This is a genomic window from Nocardia sp. 348MFTsu5.1, from assembly GCF_000383535.1.
Taxonomy (GTDB): domain Bacteria; phylum Actinomycetota; class Actinomycetes; order Mycobacteriales; family Mycobacteriaceae; genus Williamsia; species Williamsia faeni.
On record NZ_KB911513.1, the window covers coordinates 136,878 to 150,411 of the forward strand.

The 13,534-nt window shown below is 64.5% G+C and carries 17 protein-coding genes; 7 read left to right on the forward strand and 10 right to left on the reverse strand.

Translation table 11 applies throughout. The features are described from left to right. Positions 1-98: 98 nt before the first annotated feature. From H290_RS0111245 to H290_RS0111265, 5 genes are all read right to left on the reverse strand, one after another. Positions 99-434, reverse strand: a complete 336-nt coding sequence (locus H290_RS0111245; protein WP_020106903.1) for a transcriptional regulator — start codon at positions 432-434, stop codon at positions 99-101. Further along, entirely contained in the window at positions 431-895 is a 465-nt protein-coding gene (locus H290_RS0111250) for a hypothetical protein (RefSeq protein ID WP_020106904.1), read from the reverse strand. Before H290_RS0111250 ends, H290_RS0111245 begins: the two co-directional genes overlap by 4 nt. A gap of 104 nt (positions 896-999) precedes the next feature. Further along, entirely contained in the window at positions 1,000-1,509 is a 510-nt protein-coding gene (gene msrA / locus H290_RS0111255) for a peptide-methionine (S)-S-oxide reductase MsrA (protein WP_020106905.1), read from the reverse strand. Further along, positions 1,510-1,968 carry a peptide-methionine (R)-S-oxide reductase MsrB gene (gene msrB / locus H290_RS0111260; RefSeq protein WP_020106906.1) on the reverse strand — a complete coding sequence of 153 codons (459 nt, stop codon included), beginning with the start codon at positions 1,966-1,968 and terminating at the stop codon, positions 1,510-1,512. A 144-nt stretch (positions 1,969-2,112) separates the two neighbouring features. Next, positions 2,113-2,502: a YidH family protein gene (locus H290_RS0111265; RefSeq protein ID WP_036518723.1), complete on the reverse strand. Its 390-nt coding sequence runs from the start codon at positions 2,500-2,502 to the stop codon at positions 2,113-2,115. Between the two features lie 89 nt (positions 2,503-2,591). On the opposite strand from H290_RS0111265, the gene H290_RS28365 reads away from it, so the two are divergent. After that, positions 2,592-3,938 carry a nitrate/nitrite transporter gene (locus H290_RS28365; protein ID WP_081631558.1) on the forward strand — a complete coding sequence of 449 codons (1,347 nt, stop codon included), beginning with the start codon at positions 2,592-2,594 and terminating at the stop codon, positions 3,936-3,938. Here H290_RS28365 and H290_RS0111275 read toward each other — a convergent pair. From H290_RS0111275 to H290_RS0111285, 3 genes are all read right to left on the reverse strand, one after another. Next, on the reverse strand, positions 3,843-4,760 hold the full coding sequence (locus tag H290_RS0111275) for a RimK family alpha-L-glutamate ligase (RefSeq protein WP_028463060.1): 918 nt from the start codon (positions 4,758-4,760) through the stop codon (positions 3,843-3,845). The genes H290_RS28365 and H290_RS0111275 overlap by 96 nt on opposite strands. A gap of 107 nt (positions 4,761-4,867) precedes the next feature. Next, complete coding sequence (locus tag H290_RS0111280; RefSeq protein WP_020106910.1) at positions 4,868-5,833, reverse strand: hypothetical protein; 966 nt, start codon at positions 5,831-5,833, stop codon at positions 4,868-4,870. A gap of 96 nt (positions 5,834-5,929) precedes the next feature. Continuing rightward, positions 5,930-7,312 carry a DUF2252 domain-containing protein gene (locus H290_RS0111285; protein ID WP_020106911.1) on the reverse strand — a complete coding sequence of 461 codons (1,383 nt, stop codon included), beginning with the start codon at positions 7,310-7,312 and terminating at the stop codon, positions 5,930-5,932. A 97-nt stretch (positions 7,313-7,409) separates the two neighbouring features. Here H290_RS0111285 and H290_RS0111290 point away from each other — a divergent pair, with 97 nt between their 5' ends. From H290_RS0111290 to H290_RS0111300, 3 genes are all read left to right on the forward strand, one after another. Continuing rightward, positions 7,410-7,946 carry a Dps family protein gene (locus H290_RS0111290; protein WP_020106912.1) on the forward strand — a complete coding sequence of 179 codons (537 nt, stop codon included), beginning with the start codon at positions 7,410-7,412 and terminating at the stop codon, positions 7,944-7,946. A 106-nt stretch (positions 7,947-8,052) separates the two neighbouring features. Further along, positions 8,053-8,427 (forward strand): nuclear transport factor 2 family protein, encoded by a 375-nt coding sequence (locus H290_RS0111295; RefSeq protein ID WP_020106913.1) that lies wholly within the window; start codon positions 8,053-8,055, stop codon positions 8,425-8,427. A 4-nt stretch (positions 8,428-8,431) separates the two neighbouring features. Further along, positions 8,432-9,403, forward strand: coding sequence for an alpha/beta fold hydrolase (locus H290_RS0111300; RefSeq protein WP_020106914.1), 972 nt, complete (start codon positions 8,432-8,434; stop codon positions 9,401-9,403). 18 nt (positions 9,404-9,421) lie between these two features. Here H290_RS0111300 and H290_RS0111305 read toward each other — a convergent pair whose 3' ends face one another. Then, positions 9,422-10,102, reverse strand: coding sequence for an SDR family oxidoreductase (locus H290_RS0111305; protein ID WP_020106915.1), 681 nt, complete (start codon positions 10,100-10,102; stop codon positions 9,422-9,424). Positions 10,103-10,194: 92 nt separating this feature from the next. Between H290_RS0111305 and H290_RS0111310 the strand changes: the two genes are divergently transcribed. The 3 genes from H290_RS0111310 to H290_RS0111320 all read left to right on the forward strand — a co-directional run bounded on the left by H290_RS0111310 (position 10,195) and on the right by H290_RS0111320 (position 13,265). Continuing rightward, the gene (locus tag H290_RS0111310) at positions 10,195-11,535 is read left to right on the forward strand and encodes a glycogen debranching protein (RefSeq protein WP_110259541.1); all 1,341 of its coding nucleotides are present in this window, start codon (positions 10,195-10,197) and stop codon (positions 11,533-11,535) included. A 67-nt stretch (positions 11,536-11,602) separates the two neighbouring features. Further along, positions 11,603-12,553 carry an alpha/beta hydrolase gene (locus H290_RS0111315; protein WP_020106917.1) on the forward strand — a complete coding sequence of 317 codons (951 nt, stop codon included), beginning with the start codon at positions 11,603-11,605 and terminating at the stop codon, positions 12,551-12,553. A 91-nt stretch (positions 12,554-12,644) separates the two neighbouring features. After that, positions 12,645-13,265: a TetR/AcrR family transcriptional regulator gene (locus H290_RS0111320; RefSeq protein ID WP_196809535.1), complete on the forward strand. Its 621-nt coding sequence runs from the start codon at positions 12,645-12,647 to the stop codon at positions 13,263-13,265. 9 nt (positions 13,266-13,274) lie between these two features. Here H290_RS0111320 and H290_RS31145 read toward each other — a convergent pair whose 3' ends face one another. After that, a complete protein-coding gene (locus tag H290_RS31145; protein ID WP_020106919.1) occupies positions 13,275-13,430 on the reverse strand; it encodes a hypothetical protein in 156 nt (51 codons plus the stop codon). Positions 13,431-13,534: the final 104 nt, after the last annotated feature.

Sequence of the window (13,534 nt, forward strand, 5' to 3'; positions counted from 1 at the left end):
AGGCCAGAACCGTTGTCGCGCAACAGGACCGCCGGGAGCGGATGGTCGACGCTCAGGAGGCACGAGCCCCAGTGGTTGGCGCGACGGCATCAAGGATGTTACGAGGTCGGGGTGTGTGATCCCGGTTCGGGAGAGCGGGGGTCGCTGCCGCCGACAATGGCCTGCAGCGCTGCGATATGGCCGTCGAATGCTTGTCGGCCCGCCTCGGTGAGGCTGACCCGGACAGTGCGCCTACGCCCGGTGGTGGCCCGTTCGGTGATCAGGTAACCGGCACCCTCCAGCGTCGACAGCTGCTTGGACAACGCCGAATCGGAAAGATTGAGGTGTTCCTTCAAGAATGCGAACTCGGCCCAGTCTGCAGCTGCCAGGGTGGCGACCAACGTCAGACGCGTACTCGGGTGGATGAGTTCGTCGAAACCGTCGGTTGCGCTCACGCACGTGTCCACTTGCGCACGGCCGCGAGGATCTCCGGTCCGCCGATTCCGGTCAGTACGGCGACGATCAGTGCCGACCACAGCGCGGGCATCCCGACATCCTGGGCGTCGAGGATGAGCGCGAACGCGATGGTCAGCGCCACCAGCATCAGCAGGATCCCGACCACCAGCATCGCGTTCTTTGCGCCGGTCACCTCGCGGCTCACCTGGACTCCGGAGGTGCGCCGACGGCCGCTCAGCAGCCGCGAAGCGACGACGGAATGCCCGATGCCGAAGAGGATTGTTGCCGCCATCGATATCCACCACGGACAGAATTCGACGACAACTCCCAACAGGAGCCAGCCGGCGGCCAGGCCCCACCAGTACGTGGCGGGCAAACCGACTTCGTCGCTCATCTGGCGGCGGGCGCGGTCGGCGGACTCCAAGGCACCGCGGGCTTCTTCTGGATCGATGTCGGCCATGATGAAATCTCACTTTCCTGGTTGGAAAGTAGTCTCTACTTTCCTGATGGGAAAGTCAAATCCCCGCTCGACCGTGGTCGGGCGGGGATTTGAGAAATCGACGTCTAGCTGGTGGTTTGCGTCCGCCGTGGGAGCTTCCAGCCCGGCCGCACGTAATGGCACGTGTAGCCGTTCGGAATGCGTTCGAGGTAGTCCTGATGCTCGGGCTCTGCCTCCCAGAAGTCGCCGGCGGGGGTCACCTCGGTGACCACCCTGCCCGGCCACAAACCGGATGCGTCGACGTCCGCGATCGTGTCCTGGGCAACCTGCTTCTGCTCGTCGTCGGTGTAGAAGATCGCCGACCGGTAGCTGGCGCCGACGTCATTGCCCTGCCGGTTCTTGGTCGACGGGTCATGGATCTGGAAGAAGAACTCGAGCAGATCGCGGTAGGTGATCTGTTCCGGGTCGTATTCGATCTCCAGGGCTTCGGCGTGCGTGCCGTGGTTGCGGTACGTCGCATTCGGTACGTCGCCGCCGGTGTATCCGACCCGGGTAGAGACAACACCCGGGCGCTTACGGATCAGATCTTGCACGCCCCAGAAACATCCACCCGCCAGAATCGCCTTGTCGGTCATCTACTTCGCCTCCTCGGTTGAAAACAGCTTCAGGTACTCGCCATAGCCTTCCTTCTCCATGTCTGCGACCTGGATGAAGCGAAGCGAAGCGGAGTTGATGCAGTAGCGCAGACCACCCTCAGCGATGGGTCCGTCGTTGAAGACGTGGCCGAGGTGGCTGTCGCCGTGGGTTGAACGCACCTCGGTGCGGACCATCCCATGCGTGGCGTCGCGCTTCTCGACAACATTGGCCGGTTCGATCGGAGTCGTGAAACTCGGCCAGCCACAACCGCTGTCGAACTTCTGGGTCGACGTGAACAGCGGCTCGCCGGACACGATGTCAACGTAGAGGCCGGCTTCGTGGTTATCCCAGAACTCGTTCCGGAAGGCCGGTTCTGTGGCCGATTCCTGCGTGACGGCAAACTGCGCCGGGTTCAGCCGGGCGATGGCGTCGGGGTCTTTGCGGTACTCATTCGACACGTGGACTCTCCTTCGTAAATTGTCACCACCGGGTGCCCGTGTCGGGCATTCGGCGGGAGTCGTGGAGCTCGGTTGTATAACGACGGACGACGCCGCGGTGTTCCATCGTCCCGACTGGCGAGTGTTCCATCGACCCGGTCTCGATCAGTGCGATTGCAGCCCGAGAATCACGGCGAGCACCGAGAACAAGGTGAGCAGCGCGATCAGCAGCCACACCGGCAGCGGACCGGGCATGTCGCCGCCGTCGCGCAGCGCTGTGGTGGTCTGTCGCCAGCGAACACCGCCAACGATCGCGGTGAATGCCCCGAATGCCACCAGGCCGATGCCGAGTACGTCGCGGGAGGTCTGCGTCGAGTAGTCGGGCAGCACGTGCATCACCGCGAGCCCGGCTGCGATCAGCCCGAGTGCGGTCCGGATCCACGACAACACCGTTCGCTCGGCGGCGAGAGTGAAGCGGGCGTCGACCGCACCAGGAGTGGGCCCTGGGTCCCTCGGTGAACCATCCGGAGTCGGCACGGTTCCATCATCGCGCATCACCCACGGTGTTCCAGGGGCGGATGACGCCGGCGAATCGGTCAGGACCATGCTTGAAATCTGGGGACCGAAAACGCGAAGGGACAGCTGTGCGCTCATGGGTGATCTGGGCGACAGGTGTATTCGCTTATGTGGTGGCGATTCTCGCCCGGACGACACTGGGTGTTTCGGGGCTCGACGCCGCTGAACGATTCTCGGCGCCGCCCGGTGTGCTCTCGACTTTTGTGGTCCTGCAGCTCTCCGTCTATGCACTCTCGCAAGTACCCGCCGGGTTGCTGCTGGATCGCTTCGGGTCGCGCGCGATGCTCGTGACCGGTGGGTTGATCCTGGTCACCGGTCAGATGACGATGGCGCTGACCGAAGAACTGCCGGTCGCCATCGCGGCGCGCGTCCTGGTCGGGATCGGCGACGCGTTCACGTTCATCTCGGTGCTGAGGCTGGTACCGCGGTGGTTCACTCCGCGCCGGGTTCCGCTGGTCACCCAATTGACCGGTATCTGTGGGCAGTTCGGCCAGGTGCTGTCGGCGGTGCCGTTCCTCATGCTGCTCAATGCCCGCGGGTGGACGGCGGCGTACATGTCGGCCGCGGCCCTCGGCATGTTGTCGGTGGTACTGACAGTGGCAGTGGTGCGCAATGCGCCGGCCGGAACAGAAACCGCCGTGCCGCGGACATCGCTGCGCCGCACGTTGGGTGGCGTCAAGACGGTGTGGTCGCGGTCCGGGACCAAATTGGGCCTCTTCACCCACATGGGCACCCAGTTCTCGCTCACGGTGTTCGCGCTGATGTGGGGCATCCCGTACCTGACCACTGCGCAGGGACTTTCCAAAGAGACCGCCGGTGGGATCCTGACGGTGTCCGTCGGCGTGATGATCGTCGCCGGGATCGGGATCGGAGTGTTCACCGGGCGTCATCCGGCGCGACGGTCTGATCTGGTCCTGGTGATCATGGGCAGCAACGTGGTGATCTGGGCGATCGTATTGCTGCTTCCCACACAGGCACCCATGTGGTTGCTGGTGCTCTTGGTGGTCGTCATCTCGGTCGGGGGTCCCGGGTCGGTGATCGGATTCGACTTCGCCCGGACCTCGAACCCGGGTTCGGTCCTGGGTACCGCGCAGGGTCTGGTCAACATGGGCGGATTCCTGGTGTCCATGGTGGTGATGCAGACGATGGGCAGCATCATCGGCGCGATGGGCGGTTACTCCTTCGGCTCGTTCCGCGTCGCCTGGACCGTGCAGTTCGCCGTGTGGTTCATCGCCATCGTGGGCGTCCTGGTCACCCGCGGCGGGGCGCGCCGCGAAGCTCGGGTCCGACCCATCGAAGTCCCGGTACCTGCGGCGGTGTCAGTGCCCGGCGAGGGCAGCGGCGGTGGCAGCAGCGAAGCGGTCCATCGCCATTCCGCGGTCAGTGGCAGCAGCGATCTGCCGCCAACCGAGTGACGGTTCGATCGCCTCGAACTCGAGTAGCTTGGGACCTGCCTCGGCGGTGCCCACCAGATCCACCCGTGCGTAGAGCAGATCCGACGGCACCACGCCGACCGCGTGGGCGGCGGCTTTCATGACGGCATCACCCAACGCCCAGAACGATTCTGGCGGCAACGCCGGTGTGAGCTTCTCGACGAGATAGAGACCGGACTCATCCAGCTCTCCAGATTCACCGGGCTGCGGGAGCATCGGGCCCTTGCTGAACGCGTGCGACCGCTCGCCCGCGAGGTATACGAGCGCGGTCTCCCCGGCGGTGATCAACGGATCGAACGGCTGCACCAGCACCCGGTGGCCGTCGCGGTGCAACAACGCGGAATGGGCAAGCGCGCCGGCGGGTTCGATGAACCGTGCGGCACCGCGACTGCCGCCGGCCACTGCCGGCTTCACCACCACTTCGCCGTCCGGGATCGTCACGTGATCACCGGGCGCAAAGACCGCGGTCGGGACAATCGGGATCCCCGCGCGTTCGAGGTCGAGCATGTATCCCTTGTCGTGGTTCCACTGCACCATGGCCGGCGAATTGATCAGTCGGTGAACACTTTTGGTCCAGTCGATGAACTCGGCCAATCGCTCCGGGTAATCCCAGGTCGCCCGCAGGATGACGGCGTCGGCGTCGTGGATTGTCGGGTCGTCCCATGGCAACCACCTGGCGTCGACACCGGCCCGTGCGAGGGCTTCGACGAGCCCGTCGTCGTCGCCGTCGCTGTTCGGAAGTTGTTGGCAGGAGGCGAGAACCACGCTGGGCCGGCGACTACTCGACTGACGATGTCCACTCACCGGTTCAGGCTAGTACCAGGCCAGGGACACGAAAACCCGATACCGGCACCACGATCGGTGCCGGTATCGGGCTTGGACGAGTTGTCTACTCGCCTATCCGCTGTCGATTACGCGGTGGGCGAGACGGTACCGCCGGTCAGGACGCGGTAGGCGTAGGTGCTCGCGATGAGCGTGAGTGGGATGGTCACCAGCAGCCCGAGGCCGCAAAGGATCGCGCCCACGATGTTCAGGCCGATGCAGGCCAGTGCCAGCAGGAACAGCGGTCCGACGTTCTTCGAGGTCAGCTCGAAGCTCGCCTTGATAGCGGTGATCGCATCCATGTCCCGATCGATCGCGAAGGTGAGTGCGTACCAGGTCAGGAACATGACGATCAGGCCCGGGATGATCAGCAGGATGAAGCCGATCACGGTGGCGATGCCCACGATGATGGCAACGATGAACACCGCGCTCAGGTTCCTGAAATTGAAGAACGCGCTGAAGGTGGGACGCTGTCCGTCGAGTTCGGACAGGGCGCCGTTGGTGAAGGCGGCCTTGAAGAGTGTGCTGACGACAAACGACACCAGGCTGCCGAGCAGGCTCAGGACCAGCGAATCGTTGTTGAAGCTGAAGCCCGAGAACGCAAACTGGACAAACACGCTGACAACAAACCCAAGCAGGCAGATCGCGATCCACGGTCCGGGATTTGCCTTGTACTTGTCCCAGCCGTAGTTGATCGCCGCGCCCACGGACAGTTGCGGCGGTCCGAAGCCGCCGGCCGCGGGGTAACCGCCGCCCTGCGGTGCGTACTGACCGGCCGGTGGTGGTGGCGGGTAACCACCCTGCGGGGGCTGATAGCCACCCTGCTGCGGAGGAGGCTGGTAACCGCCCTGCGGCGGCGGGTATTGACCACCGCCACCCTGCGGCGGCGGGTACTGACCACCCCCACCCTGCGGCGGTGGGTACTGACCACCCTGCGGGGGCTGGTAGCCGCCGGGCGGTGGGTATTGCCCGCCCTGCGGTGGTTCGGGCTGTCCTGGATTCTTTCCGAGGGGAACGTTCGGTTCGTTCCCGGGCGGGGGCGGGTTCTGCGTCATTTTTCGAATCCTTCGACAATCCGTTGGGACTTCGGCAAAAGTGTTCAATTGACCCAATCCCACCGGGTATGGGGTGTCAAGGACATCGGCGCGTGGCTATTCGATCTGTGCCTCAATCGTTCCCGCGGTCACTGCGGATACGAGGACGGAGTGGTCCTTCTCGGTCTGGTCCGCATAGCGGACGGCGAAGCTCGCGAAATCCTTGTCGAGAGCGCCACCCTCACCGAAATACCCTGACAACAAACGCGGGTCGAGTGACCTCGAGTGTGCCCGGGCGAGAAGAGCGCCGGCAAGGCGACCGTAATCGTCGAGCAGGGTTCGCTTCAGGGAGGTCGGGTCGATGTCCCCCTTGAGATTGCGGAACTGCCGGACGATGAAGGGCAGTCCGTCGATGGTGGTCCAGCCGAGCAGGATGTCGGTCTCGGCCTGGACCATTCGGGCACCTCGCACGATTCGTTTGCCCTCGTGTCGCGGAGTTGCGGCCGTCACGAACGGCGCCAGGGCAGACGGGCCGGCCTGTTTCACCTGCAGCACCAGATCCTCCGAGCGATTACCGTGCAGCAGCGCCACGTAGCTGCGCAGTCCGACGCTTCCGGTGCCGACGATGCGAAAGGCGACGTCCGAGACCGCGAACCGGGTGATCAGATTGCGCCTGGACTCGCGCAGCGTGTCGACGTAGGTGCTCAACCCGGTGGTCACCGCGTCGGCAGTGGCCGCGTCGACGTGGGTGAGGATCGGCGGGTCGGTGACGAATCGGTGTCGCCGGATACCGGTGGTGTGGTCTTCGAGGTGTTCGGTCCACTTGGCGACCACCTTCGAACTGGTGTTGCGCCGAGCCTTCTTCGAGGCATCGTTGAAGTTGTCGAGAAGCGCATCGGCCTTGACCCGATCGAGGATGGACGCGTCCGGCAACGCCGACCACGAGCGTAGGAAGGGCGTCTTGGCGAGTTTGTGGACGGTCTTCCGATAGGACTTCACGGCATCGCGGGCGGCCTCGAGGCAGCCTGTCTCCGACACGTTGCCCTCGCGGCCCGCCAGAACCAGACTCGCCGCGAGACGTTTGAGGTCCCACTCCCACGGACCGGGGATCGTCTCGTCGAAATCGTTGATGTCCATGACAATCTGACCATCCGGAGTGCCGTACAGGCCGAAGTTCGCGGCGTGGGCGTCACCGCACAACTGGGCTACCAACCCACTGTTCGGGGTGGCGGCGAGGTCGGCCGCCATCAGACCGGCGCCGCCGCGAAAGAATGCATACGGTGATGCGCTCATCCGTCCGATGCGCAGCGGTGTCAGATCCGGCAGTCTGCCGACGTTGCTCGACTCGATGTAGTCGAGTACGCCGGGCCGGTTGTCGGCGGCGGTCTGGTGATCGTGTGCCGACTGCGGGAGTTGTTCGCGCAGGCGACGGCCGTGTGCGAGGACTTCATCGGCGTCGACGTAGGTACGAAGATCGACAGGTGCGGGATCTGTGGCCACGAACGGGAACCTTTCGCGACCTGGCCGTTCGCGGGCGTCGCGAATCGATCAGGCCACGACAAGTTTAGGCATCGGTGGGTGAGGGAAACCGGCAGACATGACATTCACCGCACCGGGCCTCTCGAACAAGGCCACCAAGAAGCTGATCGGCGTCATGCAGGAACGACTGAGTGCGTTCAATGACCTCCATCTGACCCTCAAACACATTCACTGGAATGTGGTCGGAGCCAACTTCATCGGTGTCCACGAAATGATCGATCCGCAAGTGGAGCTGACGCGCGGGTACGCAGACACCGTCGCCGAGAGAATCGCGACCCTGGGCGGATCTCCGAACGGAACCGCAAAGGCCATCGAACACGATCGGTCGTGGAAGGACTATTCCGTCGGCCGCGACACCGTGCAGGCACATCTCGGTGCGCTTGACCTGGTGTACGTCGGTTTCATCTCCTCCCACCGCGAGGCGATCGCCATCGCCGGTGAGATCGATCCGGTCACCGAGGACATGTTCATCGGTCAGACCGCGGAACTCGAGAAGTTCCACTGGTTTGTCCGGGCGCACCTGGAGAACTCGTCGGGCGAGTTGTCCAATGCCGGCACCAAGACCGAGGCAGCTGCGGCAAAGAAGAGTCGCTGACCCGACGCTTGATCGATCTGTGAATACCCCGTCGACAGAACTTGTCGGCGGGGTATTGTCGCCCTTCGAACTAGAACACGTTCTACACAGTCGAGGGAGACGCCAGATGGCGAGTGTTGAAGAACTGCAGAAAATCGTCGAGTCCTACGTGGATCTGGTCGCGAACGGGACGCCGGAACAGGTCGCAGACCTCTACGCAGACGGCGCCACCGTCGAAGATCCCATCGGCGCCGAGATCCGGAACACCCGCGAGTCGCTGATCGAGTTCTACGGCGTGATCGCGGCGATGGAAAAGGTCACCTCAGAACTGCTGTGGACCAAGATCGCCGGGAACACGGCGGTCTTTGAGTTCACACTGATCACCGAAACCGCCGGGATGTCATTCAAGATCACCCCGGTCGACATCATGGTGTTCGACGACAACGGCAAGATCAAGACGATGCGTGCCGTGTGGCGTCCCGAGGACCTGCAGCAGCTCTAGTTTCGTGCGCAGTCGGCAACTGCGGGTCGCCGGATTCGACTGGAACCTCATCGACGAGGGTTCGGGTCCGGCGATCCTGCTCTGCCACGGCTTTCCGGGGCTCGGGTACAGCTGGCGACGCCAGATCGCGCCGCTGGTGACCGCCGGGTTCCGGGTGATCGCCCCGGACATGCCGGGATACGGGGGCACCGCAGCACCGAGGGACCTCATCGATTACACGTACACCTCCGTCGGCAGGCGTTTGATCGGCTTGCTCGACGCCCTGAATGTGGAACAGGCGATTGTGGTCGGCCACGACTTCGGTGCACCCACGGCGTGGACGCTGGCGCTCGAGCACCCGTCTCGTGTCGCGGGACTGGCACTGCTGTCGATGCCGTACGCGCCGGACCGGATTCCGGTCCGGCCGTCCGAGGCATTCGCCCACATGGCGAAGAAGCACTTCTTCCACTTCGAGTACTTCCTGCAGCCAGGACCCGCTGACGCGGAACTCGATGCGAATCCGAGGGAATTCCTCACCCGCATTCATCACGCGCTGTCGGGGTCGTACCGGTACCTCGACATCTGGCAGCACCCGAGTCATCGCGCCGGTCACCGGCTCGGATACCTCGACGTCCTGCCCGAAGCACCACCCCTGCCGTGGTCGTGGCTGACGGCAGCCGACATGGATGTCTACGAACACGCTTATCGCAAAGCGGGTTTCACCGGTGGGCTGAACTGGTACCGCGCCGCCGACCTCAACTGGGAGCGGCAGGGCGACCGGCCACGGACACTCGACGTGCCCGCGATGTTCCTCTGCGGTGCCAACGACCCGGTGCTGACGATCGCGGGCGCGGGTGCGATCACCCGGATGCGCGAGATGATGCCTCGCCTCTACACAGTCGAAACATATGATGGCGCAGGTCATTTCATCCAAATGGAACGCGCCGACGAGGTCAGCGACGCCCTGGTGGAGTTCGCGACAACGCTCGACCGGTGATGTGTCGGCTGAGTCCGGTCAGCGCCGCCCGGTGGGTTTGAGGATGATCTCGTGCGGATGGGCGTCGACGGGTGTGTGAATGGCCGAGACCACGGCAGCGGCCACGGTCTCCGGCCGAAGATGGCGGGTGCCGTCGTAGTCACCGCCACCTTCCAGCGCATTGAGTTCGGCCTGCATGTCGGTGTCGATCCGGCCCGGGAAGATCGAGGTGACCCGTAGTGCCGGTTCTTCCACGCGGACCGCGTCGGCCAGCGCTCGCAGCCCGAACTTGCTTGCCGCGTAGACACCCCAGCCGGGGTTGACACGTTGGCCCGCACCGGAATTGATGAACACGACATGTCCTCCGGCGTGGCGCAACGCCGGCAGCAACAGCCGGGTGAGTTCGGCTGCCGCGATCAGATTGACCTCCAGGACCCGTCGCCACTCGTCGGCGGGGGACTCTTCGACGGTGCCCCAGCTGATCACCCCGGCATTGTGGACCAGCACGTCGAGCGAACTGATCGCCTCGGTGGCGGCCTCGAGTTCCTCGGGATCGGTCAACTCGACCGGCCATGTGCTCGCGCCGTCGAGCGAGAGCGCCATGTTGTCGAGCTCGGTCGACGGACGACCGCCGAGCAGCAGGTCATGGGTGGGGGCAAGCTGGCGGGCGATGGCTGCACCCAGTCCGCGGCTGGCACCGGTGATCAACGCTGTTGGCATGCGTTCGACCCTAGTGTCCCGAGTCGCCGGAGTCCGGCGGGTCGGGCGACCAGGACGGGCACGAATGGTTGCGGGGCGTCAGAATGTGGAGCGTGGGATATTCCGGCTTCACGAACACACAACTCTCCGCCCGGGCGGCGTACCTTCTGCGCGGCAACGATCTGGGGACGATGACCAGCGCGGCACCGCGCCTGTATCCGCACATGTGGAGCTGGGATGCCGCTTTTGTCACGGTGGGTCTGGCGCCGCTGAGCGTCGAGCGGGCAGTGGTCGAGATGGACACGCTTCTCTCGGCGCAGTGGGGCAACGGGATGATCCCGCACATCGTGTTCGCCAACGGTCGTGACGGTTACTTCCCCGGACCGGCCCGCTGGGAATGCGCCGAACTCGCGTTCAACGCGCCGCGGGCGCCGCATACCTCAGGCATCACGCAGCCGCCCGTGCACGCGATCGCCGTTCAGCGGATCCTCGATCATTCCCGCCGGCAAGGACGCACCACCAGGTCGATGGCGGCGGAGTTCCTGGACCGGCGCTGGGGTGACCTGGTGCGCTGGCACCGATGGCTGGCGCACGCGCGGGACCCGAAGGGCCGGGGCCGGATCACGCTCTATCACGGGTGGGAGTCCGGGATGGACAACTCGCCGCGGTGGGACGCGGCCTACAACAACGTGATCCCGGGTGCCGACCTCCCGTCGTACACGAGGGCGGATCTCTCGCACGGCGCCGATGCGTCCATGCGTCCCACCGACATCGAATACGACCGGTACCTGTGGCTCGTCGAGCAGATGAAACGCGCCAACTACGACGACGCCGTCCTGCCCGACGTGATGAGTTTCGCGATCGAGGACGTGTTCGTCAGCGCAATCTTTGCGGTCGCCTGCGACGTACTGGCAACGATCGGTGAGGACTACTCGAAGCCGCGTGCCGACGTCCGGGACCTGCGGGCCTGGTCTGATCGCTTCCGATCCGGGGTCGCCGCCTCGGCGTCGGAGCGCAACGGCGCAGCGCGGGATTTCGACATCCGCGCGAACCGCTGGATCAACACCGAGACCATCGCGATGTTTGCACCGCTGCTCTGTGGCGGTCTGCCCCGCGACCGGGAACGCGCGCTGCTCCGTCTGTTCGAGGGTCCGCGCTTCTGCGGGCACCCCGACCTGAAATACGCGGTCCCGCCGTCGACGTCCCCGATCTCCGCGGACTTCAAGCCACGTGAGTATTGGCGAGGACCGGTCTGGCCCGTGATGACCTGGCTGTTCTCGTGGGCGTTTGCCCGGCGAGGGTGGACGGAGCGGTCGGCGCAACTGCGCGAAGAAGGCCTGCGGCAGGCCCAGGACGGGTCGTTCGCCGAGTATTACGAACCGTTCACCGGCGCGCCGCTGGGCAGCATGCAGCAGTCGTGGACGGCCGCGGCGGTACTCGACTGGCTCGACTGACCAACACCTCGAAGGCCGCACTATTGGGGTCTGGACAAGGGCACGGGTCTTCGACTTGAGTGATCCGATGGGAACAGAGGGGACACCATCCGAAGCGACTCCATCTGACTTCACGGTGCCCGGCGGCGCCGAGGTGATCACCCTGGAATTGCCGACGGTCACTTTGCAGGCCTTTGCGTGGGGCCCGATCGATGGCCCACTTGCGCTGTGTCTGCACGGTTTCCCGGATACCGCGCACAGTTGGCGGCATCTGGGGCCACAGCTGGCGACAGAGGGATATCGGGTGGTCGCACCCTTCACCCGGGGATATGCGCCGTCGACGGTCGCATCGGACGGCGACTACCACGTGGGCGCGCTGATGTCCGACGCCGTCGACATCCATCGGGTGCTCGAGGCCGACAACCGCGCGGTGGTGATCGGCCACGACTGGGGTGCGCTCACATCCAATGGACTTGCTGCGTATGGGGATTCCCCGTTCGCGGCGGTGGTGTCGATGGCGGTGCCACCGGTCGGGGCATTCACGTCGCTGTCGGACAACACGGCACAGCTGGTCAAACTGCTCGGCCGTCAGCTCTTCATGAGTTGGTACATGGTGTTCGTACAGCTGCCGCGCGTGTCGGAGCGCAGCCTGGGCCGGCTGATCCCGCTGCTGTGGCGTCGCTGGTCACCGGGTTACGACGCACGCCATGATCTGCGTCAGATTTTCGCCGCGCTGCCGGCCGGACGGCATCGCAGCGCGGTGCTCGGGTACTACCGGGCGACCTTGCGCCCGGCGCGCGGCAGTGGCCGCAATCACCGGATGCGGGCCGCGGCGTTCGGTGCGCCGCTGACGCCGCTGCTGTATCTCCACGGCGCCATCGACGGCTGTATGCAGTCCGGGTTCGCCGAACGTGCTGCAAAGGTCCTGCCGCCGGGTAGCGAGTCCCATGTGGTGGCCGATGCCGGACACTTCTTGCACCTCGAACGGCCGGAGGTCGTCGGGGAGTTGATCGTCGGCTATTTGCGCCGGAATTCGTGATGAACGGAGGCCTCTTGACGGATCCGCCAATTCTCTTGACGAATGGATAGATAATTGGTCGCGGCGATCGAGGGCCATAGAATCCCCTGTGATGAGTACGCCAATGAACAAGCCGCGAGCGGAGCGGCGTCCCGACAAGTTCGGGGACCGTCGCCGAGAACTCGCGCAGTCGGCGCTGTTGACACTTGCGCAGCGCGGATATGCGAACACGAGTCTGCGCGACATCGCAAACAATTCGGACTTCACACACGGTGTCCTGCACTACTACTTCGCGGACAAGAACGAACTCATGATCTTTGTGGTCCGTGAGTACAAAGTTGAATGCGTGAAGCGATATGACACTGCCTTGGAACTTGCGAACAGCCCGGCCGACCTGTGCGTCCGTTTTGCCGCGGCGTTGAACGACACGGTCGTCGAAGACGCCGAGATGCACCGGCTCTGGTACGACATGCGGGCGCAGAGCTACTTCGACGAAAGTTTCCGGCCGGCGGTCGGTGAGATCGAAAAGGGTCTCGAAGACATGATCTGGCGGGTCGCCGTCCGCTATTCCGAGTTGGACCATGCGCCCCCGGCGCTGACACCGCCGCAGGCGTACGCGCTGATCGACGGACTGTTCCAGCAGGCGTTGCTCCGTTGGCTCGGCGGTGACACCACCGCCGGGGACTATCTGGCCGCGCAGGTGATCGACGTGATGGAAAAGCTGTTCACCTAGCGGACCAGATCAGGGGTTCGTGGACTCGGTCTCGGCCTCGGGCTGTGGCGCGGCCGGCGGCGCAGGCTTGGCGGGTTTGATCTTCTGCTTCAGCTGGTAGGCCTTGATGACGATCGCCCCGATGATTTTCTGGATACGGGTGGGTTCCTTGGCTTGCTCTGACACGTTCGTACGCTCCGTGGATAGTCGGTAATGGGTGATCGGTCTGGTTGGTGATTCACGCGCCGAATCAGCCCTGGTCAAGATGCCAGGAAATGCTCCCGCCCCGT